The sequence below is a fragment of the Aquiflexum gelatinilyticum genome (genome assembly GCF_024741135.1).
Taxonomy (GTDB): Bacteria; Bacteroidota; Bacteroidia; order Cytophagales; family Cyclobacteriaceae; genus Cognataquiflexum; species Cognataquiflexum gelatinilyticum.
Map to the genome: position 1 here is coordinate 96,063 of NZ_JANSUY010000002.1, position 21,773 is coordinate 117,835.

Genomic DNA, 21,773 nt, shown 5'->3' on the forward strand with positions numbered 1-21,773 from the left:
TGTTTAATGAATTTAATTTATTACGGAATAAGCTTAACGACCTATTAACCAACTATTTTTGGGACTGCAAATTTAAAGGAAGCATTCCAATATAAAAACAAAATGTCCAAAATTAGATTGAAATGTTTAACATTGTCTTAACACCTTAAATGCTTTGATTTTGATTTCTGATCCGTTTGTCCATACTTTATTAGAGTGGTACCCCCATAACAAGCGTGATTTGCCATGGAGAAACACCAATAACCCATATATCATTTGGTTGTCTGAAATTATTCTCCAACAAACAAGAGTGGCCCAAGGCCTGCCTTATTTTGAAAAATTTTTGGAAAATTTTCCAAATGTGGAAGATTTGGCAAATTCTTCAGAGGAAATGGTAATGAGACTTTGGCAGGGCTTGGGATATTACAGCAGGGCACGTAACCTCCACCGCTGTGCCCAAGACATCCGGGATTTCCACTCAGGCATATTTCCTGACTCCTATCAATCTCTACTTCAATTGAAGGGAATAGGTAGCTATACCGCTGCGGCAATTGCATCTTTTGCTTTCAATGAACCTGTTGCGGTAGTGGATGGAAACGTGTTTAGGGTTTTGGCAAGGTATTTTGGTATTGCCACCGATATTGCAAGTAACACAGGGAAAAAAGAGTTTGAAGCCTTGGCAAATGCAATAATTCCAAAAGACAAACCTGCAGAATTTAACCAAGCCATCATGGAATTCGGGGCTTTGCAATGTGTCCCAAAAAACCCAAACTGCGATCAATGCCCCATGAAAGCTGGTTGCTTTGCATTCAATAATGATTTAGTACATTCGCTACCTGTCAAAATCAAAAAGCTGAAAATCAAGGAACGGTATTTCAGGTATGCTTTTATCCTATGTGAAAATGAAGTAGTGGTACGCAGGAGAGGGGAAGGAGATATTTGGCAGGGGTTACATGATTTTCCAATGGATGAGCTATCGAGTCAAAATGAAAGTGAAAGACAAATCGGCTTTTTGAAAGAAATTCAAGGTTTCATGACAATCTATGTCAATGAATCAGAAAAGTGGTATAAACACATCCTTACCCATCAAAGAATTTTCGCCAACTTTGCCACAGTCATTGTCCAAAAGGAGTACAGGTCTATTTTAAAGGAATGGGCTGACAAAAAGGGATTTCAACTAATAGACTTCGAAAAACTGGAGGACTTGGGAAAACCGAGATTGATAGTGAAGTTTTTGGACGACCAAAAATTATCATTAAATTAAAGACAAAGTTTTCGTTAACAATATAAACAAACAACAATATGGCCGGAGTAAACAAAGTAATATTGGTAGGCAACTTAGGAGCAGATCCTGAAGTAAAGCATTTGGAGGGGGATAAAGTGGTAGCCAATCTGAGGCTTGCGACCACAGAGGCCTACAAAGACAAGTCAGGAAACCGAGTTGAAAATACGGAATGGCATGATTTGGAGCTTTGGGATGGGCAGGCACGTATTGCAGAGCAGTACCTCAAAAAAGGAATGCAGCTGTTTGTAGAAGGAAAAATCAAATCCGATACATGGCAGGACGACCAAGGTCAAAACAGAAAAAGAACTAAAATCAGGGTGTTGAGTTTTACTATGCTCGGAGGCAAACCTGAAGGCAGTGGTGCACCTTCCAGCCCACCAAGTTATACTTCAAACTCCGCCTCCAATCAGCCTTCCGCAGTGAGCGAACCTCCAATGGAAGATGATGATTTACCCTTCTAAATCAAATTGTTGAAAAATTTCTGAGTATTTGATTAATTTTGCATTGATCATATTCTGGAATTAATGGACGACCCCTACCCGAGTCTTATATTACTGGCTGAAATCGTCGAGGTTTCAGCCGGTTACATTTTGTTTAATTCATTGACTTTTATTTTGCTTTTAATCGCCTCAGGGTTGGTTTCAGGCTCAGAGGTGGCATTTTTTTCTTTGAATTCGGATGATATCGCATCTTTTGACGAGAAAGCAGATCCAAGAGCTACCAAAGCGATTCTTCTTGTTGAATCCCCCAAAAAACTTCTAAGCACGATCCTGATTCTCAACAATCTTATCAATATCGGAATCGTGACCTTGACAACTTTTGTCGCATGGAAGTTTTTTGGTTCTAATGCTACCGGAATAATCATCATCTTGGTACAGACGATCGGTGTAACGTTTGCCATTGTTTTTTTCGGAGAAATCGTTCCAAAAGTTTATGCCACCAAAGCCAAAATAGAGTTTTCTCTCATGATGGCCCCCTACATTCACTTTTTTTCAGTTGTGCTGCGTCCGGTATCTGCCTTTTTGATGGCAATCAGCAACGTTGTCGAAAAAAGAATCGTCAGGAAAGGATATTCTTTGTCAGTGGATGAACTTAATCAGGCTCTGGAAATCACCACAGAAGACACATCTGATGAAGAAAAAGACATCTTAAAGGGTATCGTAAACTTTGGGACATTATCGGTCAAACAAGTGATGCAGTCGAGAATGGACATCACAGCCATTGAAATCGATATGGATTTCCATGAATTGATGGATAGAATCAACAAAAGCGGCTATTCTAGAATTCCTGTTTACAGGGAGACGATTGACAATGTAGAAGGGATTCTTTACATCAAAGACCTACTTCCCCACATCGATCAGGATGAAAATTTTGAATGGCATGCATTGATACGCAAAGGCTTTTTTGTACCTGAAAACAAAAAAGTGGATACCCTTCTGAAGGATTTTCAGAAGAAACGAGTCCACATGGCTATTGTCGTAGACGAATATGGGGGAACTTCCGGGCTAGTGACTTTGGAAGACCTAATTGAAGAAATCATAGGCGAAATCAATGATGAATTTGATGATGTAGAGGATTATTATTTCAAAGAAATTGACCCTTCCACATTTATTTTCGAAGGAAAAATTTCATTAAACGACTTCTGCAAAAAACTGGAATTGGACCAACAGATGTTTGATGAAGTCAAAGGAGAAAGCGAATCTTTGGGTGGGCTCTTGTTGGAAATCAATTCGAGTTTTCCCAAAAACGGTACTAAGATAACCTTTGAACAATTTGAATTTACCATCTTGGCAGTGGACACCAAAAAGATAAAGAAGGTGAAAGTCAGGATTCTTGGCAATGAAAAGGAGAATGGTGGTCACAATGTAGATTAATGTAATTTTTTTAACAGAATATTATTCTGATAAATTTTATAAACATTTATTTTTATTCTTCACATTAACCATTCCATGATTTTTACTGGATTCACTTCTATTTTTTACGATATAAAAAATTTAAAAAAAATTTCACTTTTTTGGAAATTAACCAAAATTCCAAATATCTCCTGAATTTTTTGAGATTTGGGGTAAAAAAGACACTTACTTCCGGATAATTTTTGTTATTTTAGAAAAATAAGATTTAATTTTTTATCAAATTATAATTTTTGCAAAGTGTAAACAATGCTTCATTTAAGTACAAACTATGTATTATAAAGCCCGTTTCGTTGCCTCAATTTTAAAAAATACAAAATTTTTTGTAATATTCGCAACTATTTCTTAAACCTATTAAACCTGATTATAATGAATAACGGACTTTATCATGAGGAATTCGAACATGATTCCTGCGGTATAGGAGCTGTAGTGAATGTCAAGGGGACAAAAAGCCATGAGACAATCAGTGATGCGCTCTTCATGCTAAGCAACATGGAACATAGAGGCGGTCGGGGAAGTGATCCAAAAACAGGAGATGGGGCAGGCATTTTAATACAAATCCCCCATTCTTTTCTCAGAGAAGTAACAGCAAGAGCAGGTTTTCAATTGCCTGAACAGGGAAGCTATGGTGTCGGCATGACCTTTTTCCCAAAAAACAGACAGCTTTACAAAAAATCCAAAGAGCAGCTTAACCAAATCATAGATGAATTGGGTTTCAACCTTATCGGATATAGGAATGTACCTGTAGATGAAACCGTACCGGGTTCAGGTGCTTTAGATGTGATGCCAAATATTGAGATGGTTTTTGTCACTCACAAAAACGGGCTCAAGGGATTAGACCTGGAGCGAAAACTATATGTTCTGAGAAATTATTCCTCGAAGACAATCAATCTTTCTATTCCCGGAGTCAATTCAGCATTTTATTTTGCAAGTTTTTCTGCATTTACATTGATCTATAAAGGTCAGTTGAGAACGGACCAAGTCCTTCCATTTTACAAAGACCTCCAAAACAAAAACATTACTTCCGGATTGGCAATCGTCCATTCTAGGTTTTCGACCAATACTTTCCCAAACTGGAGATTGGCACAACCATTCAGATACCTCTCCCACAATGGGGAGATAAACACCATTCGGGGAAACCTCAATAAGATGAAGTCTAAAGAGACTTTGATGCGCTCAATCTTCTTCAGCGACGATGAACTTTCAAAGTTGATGCCTATCACCAATAAGAAAAATTCGGATAGTGCCAACCTTGATGCCATGGTGGAATTGCTGACTTTGAGCGGTAGAACCCTTCCCCATGTGATGATGATGATGGTGCCTGAGGCTTGGCAGGACAATCAAATGATGGACAAAGACCGCAAGGCATTCTATAAATTCCATGCTTCATTGATGGAACCTTGGGATGGGCCGGCAGCGCTATTGTTTACGGATGGAAAATCTCTTGGAGCGACTTTGGACAGAAACGGTCTGAGACCTCTCCGGTATTTTATCACCAATGATGACAGGTTGATTCTTTCTTCAGAAGCCGGTGCTTTGCCAATCCGTGAAGCTACCATCAAGGAAAAAGGAAGAATCAGTCCCGGTAGAATGCTCTGGGCAGACTTGGAAAAAGGAAAAATTTCTTTTGATGATGAAATCAAATCCACTGTCTGCGACAACAAACCTTATGAAGCTTGGGTAAGAGAAGAGCGTCTAAAACTCAGAATGATGCCGGATCCGGTTAAATTGGAGTATCCTTATACCACGGATGAAATCAAAAAACGACAGACTATATTTGGTTATACCTCTGAGGAACTGAAAGTAATCTTAACTCCAATGGGTGAAGCAGGATATGAGGCTGTGGGTTCAATGGGAGCCGATACGCCTTTGGCAGTGCTTTCAAAACAAAGTCAGCATATCTCCAATTACTTCAAGCAATTATTTGCCCAAGTCAGTAACCCGCCGATCGATCCGATCAGAGAAAGGTTGGTCATGTCTTTGTTTACAAGGATCGGAGAAAGCCACAATATACTCGCCGAGAGTCCCCGACATACTAGACAGATCCACATTTCGCAGCCAGTTTTGCTCAATGAGGATTTGGAGAAAATCAAACACCTTGAGGATCAGGGATACCGAACGGTGACTTTATATGCCCATTTTGAAACTGATCACCAACCCGGTAGATTGTTAGAAGCATTGAATCAGCTTTGCAAAGAAGCTGAAGGTGCGATATATGCGGGTAAAAATATCATCATTATTTCTGACCGCAACAGTACTGATTCCAAAGCGCCAATTCCAACTTTGCTTGCAATAGGCGCTGTACACCACCACTTGGTAAAAAAGAAACTCAGAACCCGTGCAGGTTTGGTGGTGGAAGCCGGAGACATCCGCGAAACACACCATTTTGCAACAGTGATCGGCTATGGTGCTTCAGCGATTAACCCGTACTTAGCTCTCGAATCATTGATTCATCTGAATGAAAAAGGAGCCTTTGCGAAAGATATTCCCCAAAACCAGCTTTTCTATAATTTCCAGAAAGCGGTTGGAAGTGGACTTTTGAAAGTCCTTTCTAAAATGGGGATCAGTACTTTACAGTCTTACCAGGGTTCGCAGATTTTTGAAGCCATCGGCCTTGGACCTGAAGTTATTGACAGGTGCTTTAAAGGAACAGTTAGCAGGATTTCAGGAATTTCGTTTGATGAATTGGCGGAAGAAGTCCTCATCCGTCACCATGCTGCTTATGAAACCGAAAGCCCGATTTTGGAAACCGGGGGCGTGTACCAGTGGAAAAGAAGGGGAGAAAAGCACATGTTCAATCCTGAAACTATCCACTTGTTACAGAAGTCAACCAAGCTGAATGATTATGGGATGTACAGGAAATTTGCCCAGAAAATCAATGAGCAGACCAAAGATGCGTTGACCCTTAGAGGGTTATTTGAATTTAAGAAAAGGATTTCAATTCCTATAGATGAAGTAGAACCTGTTGAATCCATCCTAAAGCGATTTGCAACTGGCGCAATGTCATTCGGATCGATTTCACATGAAGCCCATTCCACTTTGGCTATCGCTATGAATAGGATCGGAGCCAAAAGCAACAGCGGGGAAGGTGGAGAAGATGAAATCCGATTTGAGAAAAAAGAAAACGGTGATTGGGAAAGGTCTGCCATCAAGCAGGTAGCCTCAGGGAGATTTGGCGTCACAAGTAATTACTTGACCAATGCCGCAGAGCTTCAGATCAAAATGGCCCAAGGTGCAAAACCGGGAGAAGGTGGACAGCTTCCCGGACATAAAGTCGATGACTGGATCGGAAGGGTAAGACACTCAACTCCTGGGGTTGGCTTGATTTCGCCACCTCCGCACCATGATATCTATTCTATCGAGGATTTGGCTCAGCTGATTTTTGACCTCAAAAATGCAAACAGAAAAGCCAGAATCAATGTCAAGCTTGTTTCTCAAGCAGGCGTTGGAACCGTAGCTGCAGGTGTGGCCAAAGCGATGTCAGACGTCATTCTGATTTCAGGGGCCGATGGTGGTACTGGGGCTTCACCATTGAGTTCGATCCGTCACGCAGGGTTGCCCTGGGAACTTGGATTGTCTGAGGCCCATCAGACTTTAGTCAAAAATAATTTACGTAGCCGTGTGGTATTGCAGACGGACGGACAATTGAGAACGGGAAGGGATATAGCCATTGCGACCTTGTTGGGGGCTGAGGAATGGGGTATTTCTACTGGAGCATTGGTAGTGGAAGGCTGTATCATGATGCGTAAATGCCATCTGAACACTTGCCCTGTCGGAGTTGCAACCCAAGATCCGGAATTGAGGAAATTATTTACCGGTAATCCTGACCACGTCGTCAATTACTTTATGTTCTTGGCCCAAGATCTGAGAGAAATCATGGCTTCGCTTGGATTCAGCAGTGTCTCGGAAATGGTCGGACAAAGTGATGTCCTGAAAGCAACCGGACACATGAACCACTGGAAATGGGACAAGATAGATTTAAGTCCGATTTTCCATAAAGTAGAAGTACCTGACCATGTCGGTATCCACAAGCAAATTGATCAGGAATTTGACCTGAAAAATGTGTTGGACAGAAAATTGATAGAAGCGTCGATCCCTGCTTTGGAACAGGCAAGTCCTGTGACGGGAACCTTCAAGATCAACAACATAGACAGAACAGTTGGTGCCATGCTCTCCAATGAAATTTCCAAAATTTATGGAAGTCCCGGATTACCAGAAGATACCATCCATTTCAATTTCTCAGGATCAGCAGGACAGACATTCGGCGGATTCCTTACCAAAGGGGTCACTTTTGAACTTGAAGGAGAATCCAACGATTACTTTGGAAAAGGACTTTCGGGAGGAAAATTGATCGTTTATCCTAGCCGTAATGCCAATTTCCTAGCCCATGAAAATATCATTATCGGCAATGTTGCTTTTTATGGAGCGACATCCGGTGAGGCATTTATTAATGGAAAAGGAGGCGAAAGGTTCTGTGTAAGAAACTCCGGAGTAAAGGCCGTAATCGAAGGGATAGGAGACCATGGCTGTGAATACATGACAGGCGGTCTCGTAATCAATCTCGGTGAAATCGGAAGAAACTTTGGTGCAGGTATGAGTGGCGGTATCGCATACATCCTCAAGGATTATATCCACCTGATCAATCAGGAAATGGTGGATTTGGACCCGCTTAATGAAGACGATTTTGTAACTATCAAGGAACAGCTAAACAAACACTTATCCTTAACCAATAGCCAATTGGCTGATGAATATCTCGGCAATTGGGATGATCACAGGGAACGTTTCATCAAAGTGATTCCTAGAGACTACAAAGAAGTATTAAGAAAGAAAGCATTGGAAAAATCAACAACATTGGTGTAAGATGGGAGCTAAAGAGGGATTTATTTTATTCAAAAGAGAACTTCCGGAAACCAGAAAACCGGAAGAAAGGATTCACGACTACAAAGAAATATACAAGCCTTTTGATGGGGAAAAACTTAATCATCAGGCTGCTCGATGCATGGATTGCGGAATACCTTTTTGTCATCAGGGATGTCCTTTGGGAAATATTATCCCAGATTTCAATGATGCAGTATATAGGAATGAATGGGAAGAAGCCTTCCAGATTTTGAGAAGTACAAATAACTTTCCAGAATTTACAGGAAGAATCTGTCCTGCACCCTGTGAGGGTTCTTGTGTACTTGGTATCAACAAAGATCCTGTTGCAATCGAACTTATCGAGAAAAACATCGCAGAAAAAGCCTATGAGCTTGGTTTTGTGAAACCAAAAATGCCGACAGTGAAAACAGGTTTCAAAGTGGCAGTGATCGGTTCGGGCCCTGCAGGTTTGGCAGCCGCCGACCAACTCAATCAGGCTGGACATGAAGTCACACTTTTTGAAAAAGACAAAAAAGTGGGTGGATTGTTGAGATATGGCATTCCTGATTTCAAGCTAGAGAAATGGGTCATTGACCGTAGAGTCGAGATCATGGAAAAAGAAGGAGTAATTTTCAGTACCGGAACTGAAGTGGGTTTCAATATCAAAGCGGAAAACATTTTGAGAAACTTTGATGCTGTGGTTTTATCCACCGGGGCACAGCAGCCTCGTGAACTGAAAATCAAAGGATCCGATCTAAAAGGAGTCCATTTTGCTATGGAATTTCTCGGAAAACAAAATCAAGTCATCGCAGGAGAAATTCTTTCAAATCCGATTTCTGCTGAAGGAAAGCATGTATTGGTCATTGGCGGTGGGGATACGGGAAGTGACTGTATCGGTACTTCCAACAGGCATGGAGCTGCGAGCATCACCCAATTGGAATTGCTGCCCAAACCTCCAAAACAAAGGACTGTACTCAATCCCTGGCCGGAATGGCCTATGACTTTGAAGACCTCAAGTTCTCACGAAGAAGGTGCAGATCGGGTATTTTCTGTGTTGACAAAGGAGTTTGTCGGCAATGAAAAAGGAGAAGTCACAGGGTTGGTATTGGTAGATCTGGAATGGAAAGAGCAAAACGGCAGGATGCAGTTTGTGGAAATTCCTGGCACAAGCAGGACCATTCCATGCGACCTGGCATTTATCGCAATCGGCTATGCCGGACCTGCTCAGAATGGATTATTGGAAGCTTTTGGTGTACAAACCTTTGACAATTCACTACCAAAATCGAAAGACTATCAAAGCACAAACAAAAAAGTATTCCTCGCAGGAGACATGAGAAGAGGCCAATCTTTGGTGGTTTGGGCGATTTCCGAAGGCCGTGAAGCAGCATTCAAAGTAGATGAATTCCTTCAAGGAAGTTCGGCATTGCCAAGAAAAGACGAGGGATATTATGAGGTGGAGCAACACATCCATTATTGAATAAAAGGAAGCAATAAGCCTAAAATAAGAGTAAGCGTGATAATAAGTTTAGTTTGTGATTGTTATGATTTTTTAGCAATCTAATCAGAAAGAGCAGGTCGGTGGCCTGCTCTTTTTGGTTTTTTACATTTAAAAATTTTGGTAAAAACTCAATGATGCCATCTTGCAAACCACTCTATATAAGCATTTTCAAAAAAATGAACTTCAATCAGGACATCCTTTTAATTGACTACGTCCTTACAAAAAACCATAACTTTTAAAACCTATGAAATTATCATCTTCACTTGTTATAGCTACTATCCTCTGTTTTACATTTTCCTGTAATATGGATGACAACGATTTTAGCCAAGAAAATCTTCATGGAACATGGGAACTGAGTTCCTATTGGGAGGAATCAGAACTCTTCTTAGTTCAGGCATATGAATTCAATGAAGACGGCACATTTGAACATAGGGTGACCGCACGACAACAGGATTCCAACATTGATTTTGGATATAATTCTCTCACTAGCGGAACGTATTCATTGGCAGGGAATAAGCTATCTCTTGAAGAAAAAGAGTTTTTAACAATTCCTGAAGAAAGTACGGTTTGGTATACTGGAATGGATAAACTTGTCGGAGGAGACTGGAACAGGGAAACAGAAATAACAATATCTCTAAAAGAAAGAAAGTCTCAATTGGTGTTGGATTTTCCATGCCCTCCCTTTGCTCAGTGCACCGGTCCAATCACTTTTTATCGCAAATAATTAAGTTAAAATAAAACCTCAAATTCATGAGAATATTTTCCAAACTAGCCTTAATCTCAATCCTATTCATTACTTTTTCTTGTAATCTTATCGAAAAAGATGACAAGAATTTTAGTCTCCAAGATCTGCATGGAACTTGGGAATTGATTAGATATCAACAAGAGTCACAACTGTTTTATGTCGATACCTATGAATTCAAGGAGGATGGAACTTTTGAAAACAGAAGTACGGCCCGACAGCAAGATAACAACATGGACCTTGGGTATAATTCAATCACAAACGGGACATACCGGTTAATAGGAAATGTTTTGACTCTTACAGGAGACCAATTTTTGACGCTTCCTGAAGGGAGTACGGTATGGTATACAGCACCGGATAACCTTATCGGATCGGACTGGAACATAGAAAGAGAATACACCATAGCCCTAAAAGAAAGGAAGTCACAATTGGTGCTTGATTATAAATGCGCACCCAATGAACTTTGCTCGGGTCCAATCACTTATTTCCGCAAGTAGACAATGAATAAACCAGAAAAAGCAGACCATTGGCCTGCTTTTTTCTACAAATAAACCCAATCAATCTGTTTTAAATATTGCTTCCGGAGCTGCCTTTTCCTCCTGATGAACCTTTGCCTCCACGGTGACCTCTTCCGCTTCCACTACGTTCTCGAATTTCTTTTCGGTTTTCTTTTTTGACTTCCTCCCACTTGGTTTTTTGTTCAGGAGTCAAAATAGCCTCAATCTGTTCATTTTGAAACTGGTTTTGAGCCTGCATCTCTGTTCTTTTTGCTTTTCTTTCCTCCTCCATCGCCGCTCTCTGTGCTTCTCTTTTCTGGGCATTTTCGAGATTGATTTGGTAGATCTTTTGTTTTTGATCTTCAGAAAGTCCCAACTCTTCTGTCATTTTCGTGGTAATCTTTTCGGCCCTCTGTTCGGGGGTCAACGATTCTTTTTGCTGTCCACCTCGAGGTCCACCCTGTCCTCTTTGGGCAAATGCCCCTGCAAATGTCAAGGTGAATATTGCTGCAATCATCAATAGCTTTTTCATGTCTTTATTTTGTTTTTAGAATTTTATTAAAAGGATAATCTTAGAAATTTCGATTTCCCGGACAAATCATTGGAATCTCTAAGCTGTGAATTTGAAGATTAGACTTAGGTTAGGTCTGATGGTTTAATCCGGTTTTTGGAAAATACTGTTAACAAATCTTAAATTGGGAAATGGGAAGTTTCTATTATTTCGGGTATGCCAGCAACCTGGATTCAAGCACCTTGGAAGGAAGATTGCATACCAACCCATTAAAAATCGGTATCGGTGTTTTGCCGCATCATGGATTTCGCTTCAACCATCCTAATCCGGATGGATCAGCAAGGGCTAATATTGTAAACAGTGAAAATGAATCCGTTTATGGCCTAATTTACAAAATCCAAAATGAGGATAAAGCATATTTCTTGACCTCCGAACCTGGATATGATTTTGTTGAAAAAGAGATTTTTAAAAAGAATGGAAAAATCAATGCTTTTGTTTTTATATCCAAAAACACTCAGGAAGACCTATTCCCTAAAGAAGAATATTGGAAGGTGATTCTCAAAGGAGGCAAAGAGTCAGGAATACCTGATTCCTATCTTGCCCAAATCATCAATAGGGTCGGAAAAATCTGATTTTCAGAAGATTCAAATCCGAGGATAACTTACCAAAAAAATATCACTTTTTACATCCCGTGGCCTCACTTGCATAATACCGCTCGTCGCCGACAAAAAGTTCTTCATCCTTTAGTGTAAGTGGAACAGTCAACGGACTCAATCCCTTTTTGTCAAAAGTAAGGTTCAATATCGCTTCAGGACCTTTACCTTCTACTGTCCAACTTCCCCTCATTCTGTTTTTATATTCTGGATTGACATTCCTCATGATGCCTCTTTTTTTGACATTGGCAGAAAAGGTTCCGTTTTCGCAAAGGTTGATCTGTGTTTGCCTTGCACCTCCCAAAACTTCATCATAGGTAATCATCAGTTTGTTGGAAAGAAATTCCTTCCAGTCAAAATTCTCATAGGGAGACTCAAAAGAAGGGCGTTCAAAAGTACCTTTCTGTAATAATTGCAGGGCCGCTTTCGAAACATTGTCATAAGATTCCTCAGACCCTACTGCTAATACAGTGATACAGGTGCCCTGATTTCCACATTTGGTTGCAGCAAAGGCCCTTGATTGTCTTTGTACATAATTCCCATCCGCTACAACTTCAGACTGCAATATCTGATCTGAAATTTTTGGATCAATGGCTTTCAATCTTAACTTATCTGTGACATCCACCCCTTCCTTCCATAGCTCAGAAAGCTGTTGAAGGTCTACTGCGGCCCTACCAAAGACATAAATTTCGCCAAAACCTCCATTGCCGGTGGTCAATAAAAAAACCTCAGTTTCCCGCGGCAAGGTTCCTACCCATCCCACAGGTACCTGGGAAGTAAATCCATATGTCGGCGAAAAAAGCGTATCCTGAGAATTATACATTCTACCCGGTTGGATTCTTTTTTTGGCTGATTGGCCTACTGTCGGGTTATTGAAACTTGCACCGATAAGGATTGCGGCTAGGATAAGTATGTTTCTCATAAAAAAGAGGTTTTATGTTTTAAATATAACCATCAAAAAGGAAGACCGAATCAGCTTCGGTGAAAATGATTTGGTATTGGGAAAAAAGAAAAGCATTTTATTCTGCCATCAATCTTCATAATCCTTTTCTTCAAGCATCCATTGTCTTTTAAATTCCTTGACATAACGGGGCCTGATCAAAAGCCTCAGGCTTGGGTCAAAAGAGAGGTATTTCCAAGACCAAGTAAGGAAAACCATAAGCTTGTTTTTAACTCCCAAGATTGCCATCAGATGGACAAACAGCCATACCAGCCAAGCAAAGGACCCTTGAAAACTCACAAATGGCAAGTCCACCACGGCCATCTTTTTACCTATCGTTGCCATGGATCCAAGGTCATTGTATTTAAATGGTATCCAAGGTTTGCCTTTCAGTTCATTTTTGAAGTTTTTGGCAAGATTGGCAGCTTGCTGTATCGCTACCTGCGCTACTTGAGGATGTCCATTTGGAAATTTTTCTTCCTTCTGCACACATTGGTCGCCAACTACATAAATGTCTTGTTCATTGACCATCCTATTGAATTCGTCGACCAACAATCTCCCATTTGGCGCTTTTTGATCGTCTTCAACACCAATAAGCGAATTGGCTTTTATGCCGGCGGCCCAAAGTAAAGTCAAGGTTTTGATTGGTTCTTTGTCAAGAAGTTTAACAATAAACCCATCGTAATCCTCAACCCGCGTATTGAGCATGACTTCTACACCGAGCTCCTGAAGGTATTGAAGTGCTTTTTCCCTGGATTTTGGCGTCAAACCACTGAGCAAAGAACCACCGGACTCGACAAGGATGACACGCATGTTTTTAAAGGATAACTGGGGATAGTCTTTGGGTAGGACTTTATTTCTCAATTCCGCTATAGATCCCGCAAGCTCCACCCCTGTGGCCCCGCCGCCCACAATGACGACATTCATGATCGGCTTTCGTTCATCTTCATCAGCAATATTGACCGCTCGCTCATAGTTGGAGATGATTTTATTTCGGATATATAAAGCCTCAGAAGTGGACTTCATGGGAGCACAGAATTTTTGGATATTCTGGTTGCCGAAATAATTGGTATTGGCACCTTGAGACAAGACTAAATAGTCATATTGTATTGTTCCCAGGTTGGTATAGATGGTTTTCTTTTCTTTATCTATTTCCCTCACTACTGCCATTCTAAAGACCACATTATCTATTTTGTGAAAAATCCTTCTCAGGGGAAATGAAACAGCACTTGGTGAAAGTGCCGCCGTCGCGACCTGATAAAGCAAGGGTTGGAATTGGTGATAATTGTTTTTATCAAACAACACTATCTGATAATCGGTATGGGCAAGCTTTTGGGCGATTTTAAGTCCGGCAAATCCAGCTCCGACGATTACAATCCTTTTATGTTTCGGTTGTGGAATATTGGGAATGGGCAGGTTTTCAGATTGGCTCATGATAAAAGTTATTGGATTCAAAATATCAGTAAATCTATTAAATTTTGACTTAGGATTACCGTTCTAAGAAGATTTGTTGGCATTGGTTTTCTTTGTTTTAGGCACTTTAAAAAGATTTATTAATTTTACCCACCTTTTAGAACAGATCAGCAATGGGAAGAGCATTTGAATTTAGGAAAGAAAGAAAATTTAAACGTTGGAGCCAGATGTCCAAGGTATTTACCCGCCTTGGAAAAGAAATTGTAATGGCCGTCAAAGCAGGCGGTCCGGATCCGGCAAATAACACAAAGCTCCGAACCGTCATCCAAAACGCAAAAGGCGCTTCGATGCCAAAGGATAGGATCGAGGCTGCTATCAAAAGAGCTTCCAACAAGGATGAAAAAAACTATGAAGAGATTGTCTATGAAGGTTATGGACCCTATGGCGTAGCTGTAATCATCGAAACCTCCACAGACAATATCAACAGGACTGTAGCCAATATCAGAAGTTATTTCACCAAATCAGGAGGATCATTAGGGACATCAGGTTCAGTCAGCTTTATGTTTACAAAAAAGGCGGTTTTCCGATTTGCACAAAAAGACCTTGACATAGAAGAGTTGGAGCTCGAACTGATCGACCATGGATTAGAAGAAATTGCTGAAAATGAGGGTGAAATTTTTGCATACACAGAATTTGAGGATTTTGGAAAAATGCAAAAAGCACTTGAAGACAAGCATATTGAAGTAATCAACGCAGACTTCCAATGGTTCCCCTCCACCACTGTCGACCTCACCGAAGAACAGGAAGAGGAAATAAACAAAATGATAGAAAGACTTGAGGAAGACGATGATGTCAACCAAGTATTTACCAACGTTGCTTAAAACTATACCTTCACCACCAATTCACATAATTTTAATCTTTACCGCTGATCATCCATGACTGGACCAATGAGTTTTCCAAAAAGAAAGAATATCCAAGATCAACAAAGGCAGAATTTAGTAATTGTAGGAAGTAGAAATCCAGTTAAAATCAATTGCACCAATAGTGGTTTTCACCAAGTATTTGAAGGAACTTATCTCGTAGAAGGGTTAAATGTAAGCTCAGATGTGGAAGCACAGCCAGTAGGCGATGAACAGACTTACAAAGGGGCATTTAACCGTGCAAAAAATTCTAAAGCAGTGTTTCCAGAGGCAGATTTTTGGGTAGGTATTGAAGGTGGAGTGGAAAAATTCCAGGGAGAAATGGCTGCTTTTGCATGGGTTGTGGTCTTGGATAGGAATGGAAAAATAGGTAAAGCAAAAACTTCCATATTCTTCCTTCCAAAAGCCATTGCCGATATGGTAGATAGCGGGATGGAACTTGGAGCAGCTGATGATGCTTTTTTCAACAGGGAAAATTCCAAGGAAAATGATGGTGCAGTGGGTATTTTGACAAAAGGGGCGCTTGATAGGAAAAATTATTACCAACAGGCAGTTATTTTGGCTTTGATACCTTTTGTAAAAGAAGATTTATATTAAAATTTCCTAAATGTCTGATAGATTTTTTCAATTGGATTTAGGAAATGATTACGACTAGATTTGTTAAAAAGTTTTACTCTTGTACACATAAACTTCTCTTGAGTTTATTGAAAAAGGATAAAATTGTTGCACAATTAAATTTGCCAAAAAGACTTACAGATTTAAAAAATAAAAACTTGAATCCAATCAACCGAAGAATTTCAAGTCAAATAGATAAATAGCAGAGAGTGTTTGGTCACCACTACAGTCATCTGTAATTTTTAAAGAGCCCTTCGAAGGGCTCATTTTATTTTCAGGTTATTTAGAAAATTGCCCAATGAAACCCTCCAATCAGGGTCTGCGTCCCATACAGGACCGATATATAATTCATTTCTTACCAAGAATCGGATGTAATATTTGACCACAATCCTGTCTCCATCAGTAAGACTATCTGTGGGTAAACCCATATTCTGCATCAGGTCACTTTCTCTTGCTTCTATCCTCATCAGGACAAACTGTACCTTGTCTTTGATCAAGTCTGCATCGGTCCTGGGACTGCTGAGAAACTCCCCTTGATGAGGATACAGTTGTGTGAAAATCGCCTGCAAACCATTCCTTTCCTCATTCTGCTCCGCAAGTATACTCTCCTCGGATTTTCCCAAAAGGTCATATCTAAATGTATTTAAGTAACCACTTTCGCCTGCAGCTCCAGATAATGGAATTCCCAACTTGAAAACATCAAGGTTCAGTGGATTTCTATTAAGGTATCTTTGGGCAGCGGATGCCGTGGCATTAGCGCCTGACGGAAACTCCGGAACTTCCAAAACCATCAGGTTTTTGGATTTAATATTTAGGCCAATTGCGGCCAAAGACTCCTTCATCTGACCTATTTCCTTTGCTTCCATACTCCACATACCGTTGGTAGGGATCATGTTTTTATTATTGGTAAAAGGTCCAATGTTCAACACTGTGTTTCCATTAGCTTTACGGGTAAGGATCACGATAGAAGAAATCATCCTTTTGGAAAACATGGCAGCAAAACCTGCCTGTACCTCTTCAGAAATCGCAACATCTTCTAATTCATAATAGGCTACCGGATCTCCACCGGCTAATACCAAAGCCGGATGGATTTCATTTGCCAATGTTTCCCAAGAAAAGGAAGGTCGGGCTTGGGGTGAATTTGAAATAAGAACAATGGATTTCCCATCCAAAAAGGTTTCAGGAAGGGCATTTTGAGCCATACTTGGTCTTACAAAAGCAAAAACCATCAGCAAGGCAAAAAGATATTTCATAGGTGTTAAGATTCGAGCGATTATATCTTACTATTTTTACGAATATACATAACGGACCAATTTAAAAAGACATATGCTTAATTTATTGAAATTTTTGATGTTATTTTTTCTCATAGCCCCATTGGGATTGAGAGCACAAAAAATCGACCAAAGCAAATTGCTCAATGACATTGAATACCTTTCTTCCGATGAACTCGGTGGGAGAAAACCACTCTCAGAGGGCAGTTTGAAAGCCAGGAAGTACATTCAGGAGAGGTTCAGGGAATTGGGACTGAAATCTCAGTATCCTGATTTTATCCAATATTTTGATTTTCAAAACAACAGAGAAGGCAAGCTTTATGAGAATGCTGCCAATATTGTTGGCTTCGTTGGAGGCAAAGAAACAGAGAAGCTAATTGTTATTATGGCCCATTATGACCATATTGGTAAGAATGGGGAACAAATATTCAACGGCGCCGATGACAATGCCTCGGGAACAGGTGCTGTATTGGCATTAGCCGAGTACTTTTCCAAAAACCGACCTAACCACTCTATGTTATTTGTCGCTTTGGATGCTGAAGAAATGGGTCATCAGGGAGCAAAAGCTTTGGTGGATGATTTCCCTTTTCCAATTGAACAGACTGTTCTGAATATCAACATGGATATGATCAGCAGAAATGTTGACGGCGAAATATATGCTGTAGGGACTTACCATTATCCCCAACTGAAGCCTATAATAGAAAATGTTGCGGAAGGACGGTTTCCAAAATTATTATTTGGACATGATGTTCCCGGTCAAAAAGCTGATTGGACCAATGCATCGGACCATTCCCAATTTCACAAAAACAGGATCCCTTTCATTTACTTTGGTGTAGAAGACCATGAAGATTATCACAAAGTGACTGATACATTTGAAAGGATTCAGCCGGAATTTTATATTGGAACAGTTGAATTGATTTTGGATATTATCATTGCTTTTGACCGAAACTTGAATAAAGAATAAAATGAAATGGATACATTTAATTGAAAATCAATAGATAGGATTGGCAAAAACTGATTACATAACACGATTTTTAATTTGGAGGATCCGCCACCTCAGTACAAAAAACTTTGTTTTAATCGTAAGTGGGGTAATCGGCATAGTTTCCGGCGTGGCTGCAGTGATTCTCAAAGGCTTGGTACATGCAATACAGCACTTTCTCACCAACAGTTTTTATGAGGAATATGCCAATTTTTTCTATATCGTTTATCCTATCATCGGAATTTCTCTTGCTTACCTCATAGGCACCTACGTCCTCAAAGACAAGGGTGGGCATGGAATCCCCGATATCCTGCATATCATTTCCAAAAAAGGAAGTTTAATCCCGAGGGTCAAAATGTACAGCCGGGTAATTACTTCTGCACTGACGGTTGGGTTTGGAGGTTCAGTGGGACTGGAAGCGCCAATCGTTGTTACGGGATCTGCAATTGGTTCAAATATTGGAGTATTGATGCACCTAAATGCCAAAAAAAGAACCCTTTTGATTGGATGTGGCGCAGCCGGAGCGATATCCGCAATCTTCGGGGCTCCTATCGGTGCGGTAATATTTGCAATTGAAGTTATACTTATGGAAGTAAGTATCGGCAGCTTTATTCCCCTATTGATAGCTTCGGTTACCGGAGCTCTCACCTCAATTCTTTTACAGGGTAATGAGAGTATGTTCAACTTTTCGATATCCGAAGAATTTGTGGCCTCTCATGTACCATATTACTTTGGCTTGGCTGTTTTTACCGGTTTTGTTTCGTTATACTTTAGTAGGACCATCTTAAGTACAGAGGGATATTTGGATAAATTCGATGAACCATTTTTAAAACTTCTCTATGGCGGAGCATTTTTGGGGCTGATCCTATTTATTTTCCCTCCTATTTATGGGGAAGGATATGATACCCTCAATCATCTTGTCTCCGGCCAGCCCAATAATATCCTTTCGAAGAGTCCATTTTTCTCAGAAATTGATAATCCATATTTTATTATTCTCTTCTTATCAATGATCATTTTGATCAAGCCCATTGCATCTGCCATCACAATCGGTACAGGAGGAAGTGGTGGTGTTTTTGCTCCTTCTTTGTTTGTAGGTGGAATTGCAGGTTTTCTATTCGCTTATTCTGCCAACCTTTTGAACCTGCCGATTGAACTTCCATTGGCTTCATTTACATTGGTCGGCATGTGTGCGGTGATGAGCGGGGTGCAGCACTCTCCGCTTTCGGCTATATTTTTGATCGCAGAGTTGACAGGTGGGTATGAACTTTTGATTCCGTTGATGCTTGTTTCCTCCATTTCTTTTGTCACTACCACCTACTTTGACAAGGATTCACTTTACAAAAAGCAACTGATCGCAAAAGGTACCTTTCTTCCTTCCACCAAGGATGAGGAGGTACTGGAACTCATGGACATTAAAAAAATAATGGAAAATGATCTGTTGCCTGTTTCGCCGGAAGCAAGTCTTGGTGACCTATGCGAATTGGTAAAACTTTCGAGAAGAAACATTTTTCCAGTAGTGAATGAGTACGGCGACCTGAATGGAATAGTGACTTTGGATGATATCAGGGAGCTTATGTTTGACTCAGAAAGTCAGAAAACGCTGAAGGTCAAGCAACTGATGCATTCTCCCCCTGAAGTGATAAACAGTAACGAAAATATGCAAAATGTAATGGATAAGTTCGAAAAATCAGGAGCCTGGAACCTCCCTGTTACAGACTCGGGCAAATACATCGGATTTATCTCCAAAGCAAGAATTTTTCATGCCTATAGAAAGAAATTGATCCGCCAAAATCAAGAATGATCGGGATTACTTTCGCTATTTTTTTACCTGATTATCAACCCCAAAAAAATACAATGATTTTGTAAATTTCTCATTTACAGTGAATTATCCACAAAATCATGTAAAAGTGAAAGGAGTTAATTCATTGATTTTCAATGGGTTATACTAGTTTTTTCGAGTATTGTGGAAAAGTATTCGAAAATGTGGATAAAAAAGCCTTGCATTTTCAGATATGTCTTTACATGCTGATTTCGAAGTTTTTGAAGATTTTACTGTAGAATTGGCGGTGACTTTTCCGATGAATCCGGCTATCCCAAAACTGAAATTATCAAAAAATATTGCCAACACTTGTCAACAAAAAAGTTATGACAAAATACTAAAAATTCATTTTGAAATTTTCTGTTTGGATAATCAAGAAATTTATAAAAAATATACAAATTTAACATGCTGAATACAATTCTTAATGTAGAATTGGAATGACATTCAAAGTAAAAATTTTTGCAGAAGGCAATAAACCAAAAAGGCAAAAAAATAGCTGCTCCTTTCGAAGCAGCTATTTCTTTTATACAGCTTTCGCTTTGTCCATTTGGTAAAGGATATCTTCGTAATCCAATTTATCCCAATTTTGGGAAATCAATGGGCTTGACATGACCTTGTCCATGATTTTTTCCTGTAGCTTCCCTTGAGCATATGCCTCTGAGTAGGGCATATTGGAAAAAGTCACCATGGTGTAGAGCGGAATCCAATCCTTAGGATACAGGCTATGCAGTTTGGCTTCGATTTTTTTTCTGATCAGGAATTTCGGATCAGACACCTCATTTCTCATTTCCTCGAAATTTTCCATCGCAAGCTGACAAATCGCATCAGTGTCCTTTTTTCTCTTTTTCTGGAATTTGGCAAATACCAACTCCCATGCATTGGTCCCGAACTTTTCCACCAACTCATCCAAAATGAAGCAATCCTCAAATCCACAATTCATCCCTTGACCATAAAAAGGAACCATGGCATGGGAAGCGTCCCCGATCAAAAGAGCGCTTTTGAGCATCCAAGGATAGCATTCAATGTTGATGAGGGCGGAAGTAGGGTTTTTGAAATATTCTTCTTTCAGATTAGGCATAATCTTATACGCATCATCAAAGTAGGTTTCAAAAATGCTTGTCACATCTTTTTCATCCCTGATATTTTCAAAACAGACACGCTCGCCGTCAAAAGGCAAAAATAGTGTACAGGTAAATGATTTATTGGGATTTGGAAGGGCTATCAGCATAAAACTGCCTCTAGGCCAAATATGGAGGGCGTTGGGATCCATCGCAAATTCACCATCCTCCGTGGGAGGAATGCTGAGTTCCTTGTAGCCGTGGGTGATATATTCTTGTTTGTAATTGAAGCGGACTTGCTTCAGCATAGCATTTCGGAGGGCCGAATATGCGCCATCTGAACCGATGATTACATTGGAAAAGATTTTTTCTTGACTTCCATTTGCATCAGTTATGGTCAATTCATTGGTCCTCAAATCCACATCCTCCACCTTATGTCCAAAAAACATATTGACTCCAAGTTTTTCGGCTTCGTCTACCAGCAATTGATTGAATCTGCCACGGGAAATAGAATAAATGGCTTGCCCCTCTTTTCCATAGGGAATGAAACTGGTTTTTCCGTGTTCATCATGGATCTTGCGTCCATACATGGGGATAGTCAAAGTCAACACCTTTTCCTTTAAGCCTGCTTTTTCAAGGGCATTCCATCCCCTGTCGCTCAGTGCCATATTGATGGATCTGCCTTCTTCTTGGTATTGACCTTTACGGTTGTCGGGTCTTTTCTCGTAAACGTTTACGTCAAGACCTCTTTTTTTCATATATATGCTCAACAATGATCCGATAAGTCCGGAACCAAGGATGCTGATTTCATTTTTTTTCATGG

The 21,773-nt window shown here is 40.1% G+C and carries 17 protein-coding genes; 12 read left to right on the top strand and 5 right to left on the bottom strand.

Translation table 11 applies throughout. From position 1 onward, the window contains the following. Positions 1-154 precede the first annotated feature (154 nt). The 7 genes from mutY (at position 155) to NU887_RS04330 (ending at position 10,768) form a co-directional block, all read left to right on the top strand. On the top strand, positions 155-1,243 hold the full coding sequence (gene mutY / locus NU887_RS04300; protein ID WP_258422128.1) for an A/G-specific adenine glycosylase: 1,089 nt from the start codon (positions 155-157) through the stop codon (positions 1,241-1,243). 38 nt (positions 1,244-1,281) lie between these two features. After that, the gene (locus tag NU887_RS04305) at positions 1,282-1,725 is read left to right on the top strand and encodes a single-stranded DNA-binding protein (protein ID WP_258422129.1); all 444 of its coding nucleotides are present in this window, start codon (positions 1,282-1,284) and stop codon (positions 1,723-1,725) included. Between the two features lie 63 nt (positions 1,726-1,788). Beyond that, the gene (gene gldE, locus NU887_RS04310) at positions 1,789-3,138 is read left to right on the top strand and encodes a gliding motility-associated protein GldE (protein ID WP_258422130.1); all 1,350 of its coding nucleotides are present in this window, start codon (positions 1,789-1,791) and stop codon (positions 3,136-3,138) included. 405 nt (positions 3,139-3,543) lie between these two features. After that, positions 3,544-8,034 carry a glutamate synthase large subunit gene (gene gltB, locus NU887_RS04315; protein ID WP_258422131.1) on the top strand — a complete coding sequence of 1,497 codons (4,491 nt, stop codon included), beginning with the start codon at positions 3,544-3,546 and terminating at the stop codon, positions 8,032-8,034. A gap of 1 nt (position 8,035) precedes the next feature. After that, the gene (locus NU887_RS04320) at positions 8,036-9,508 is read left to right on the top strand and encodes a glutamate synthase subunit beta (RefSeq protein ID WP_258422132.1); all 1,473 of its coding nucleotides are present in this window, start codon (positions 8,036-8,038) and stop codon (positions 9,506-9,508) included. Positions 9,509-9,773: 265 nt separating this feature from the next. Beyond that, complete coding sequence (locus tag NU887_RS04325; protein WP_258422133.1) at positions 9,774-10,253, top strand: lipocalin family protein; 480 nt, start codon at positions 9,774-9,776, stop codon at positions 10,251-10,253. A gap of 26 nt (positions 10,254-10,279) precedes the next feature. Next, complete coding sequence (locus NU887_RS04330) at positions 10,280-10,768, top strand: lipocalin-like domain-containing protein (protein ID WP_258422134.1); 489 nt, start codon at positions 10,280-10,282, stop codon at positions 10,766-10,768. A gap of 70 nt (positions 10,769-10,838) precedes the next feature. On the opposite strand, the gene NU887_RS04335 is transcribed toward NU887_RS04330, so the two are convergent. Further along, positions 10,839-11,300: a DUF4890 domain-containing protein gene (locus tag NU887_RS04335; RefSeq protein WP_258422135.1), complete on the bottom strand. Its 462-nt coding sequence runs from the start codon at positions 11,298-11,300 to the stop codon at positions 10,839-10,841. Positions 11,301-11,470: 170 nt separating this feature from the next. Here NU887_RS04335 and NU887_RS04340 point away from each other — a divergent pair, with 170 nt between their 5' ends. Beyond that, the gene (locus NU887_RS04340; protein ID WP_258422136.1) at positions 11,471-11,911 is read left to right on the top strand and encodes a gamma-glutamylcyclotransferase; all 441 of its coding nucleotides are present in this window, start codon (positions 11,471-11,473) and stop codon (positions 11,909-11,911) included. Positions 11,912-11,954: 43 nt separating this feature from the next. Here the strand turns inward: NU887_RS04340 and NU887_RS04345 are convergent, their stop codons facing one another. Continuing rightward, positions 11,955-12,854, bottom strand: a complete 900-nt coding sequence (locus tag NU887_RS04345) for a hypothetical protein (RefSeq protein ID WP_258422137.1) — start codon at positions 12,852-12,854, stop codon at positions 11,955-11,957. Positions 12,855-12,962: 108 nt separating this feature from the next. Beyond that, entirely contained in the window at positions 12,963-14,306 is a 1,344-nt protein-coding gene (locus tag NU887_RS04350; protein WP_258422138.1) for an NAD(P)/FAD-dependent oxidoreductase, read from the bottom strand. 152 nt (positions 14,307-14,458) lie between these two features. Here NU887_RS04350 and NU887_RS04355 point away from each other — a divergent pair, with 152 nt between their 5' ends. After that, on the top strand, positions 14,459-15,166 hold the full coding sequence (locus NU887_RS04355) for a YebC/PmpR family DNA-binding transcriptional regulator (protein WP_258422139.1): 708 nt from the start codon (positions 14,459-14,461) through the stop codon (positions 15,164-15,166). Between the two features lie 66 nt (positions 15,167-15,232). Further along, positions 15,233-15,802, top strand: a complete 570-nt coding sequence (yjjX, locus tag NU887_RS04360; protein WP_258422487.1) for an inosine/xanthosine triphosphatase — start codon at positions 15,233-15,235, stop codon at positions 15,800-15,802. A gap of 281 nt (positions 15,803-16,083) precedes the next feature. On the opposite strand, the gene NU887_RS04365 is transcribed toward yjjX, so the two are convergent. Continuing rightward, the gene (locus tag NU887_RS04365; protein ID WP_258422140.1) at positions 16,084-17,073 is read right to left on the bottom strand and encodes an NTPase; all 990 of its coding nucleotides are present in this window, start codon (positions 17,071-17,073) and stop codon (positions 16,084-16,086) included. A 97-nt stretch (positions 17,074-17,170) separates the two neighbouring features. Between NU887_RS04365 and NU887_RS04370 the strand changes: the two genes are divergently transcribed. Both NU887_RS04370 and NU887_RS04375 read left to right on the top strand, forming a co-directional pair. Beyond that, positions 17,171-18,055 (top strand): M28 family peptidase, encoded by an 885-nt coding sequence (locus tag NU887_RS04370; protein ID WP_258422141.1) that lies wholly within the window; start codon positions 17,171-17,173, stop codon positions 18,053-18,055. Positions 18,056-18,095: 40 nt separating this feature from the next. Continuing rightward, entirely contained in the window at positions 18,096-19,874 is a 1,779-nt protein-coding gene (locus NU887_RS04375; RefSeq protein WP_258422142.1) for a chloride channel protein, read from the top strand. Positions 19,875-20,415: 541 nt separating this feature from the next. Here the strand turns inward: NU887_RS04375 and NU887_RS04380 are convergent. Next, positions 20,416-21,771, bottom strand: coding sequence for an FAD-dependent oxidoreductase (locus NU887_RS04380; RefSeq protein WP_258422143.1), 1,356 nt, complete (start codon positions 21,769-21,771; stop codon positions 20,416-20,418). Positions 21,772-21,773 lie beyond the last annotated feature (2 nt).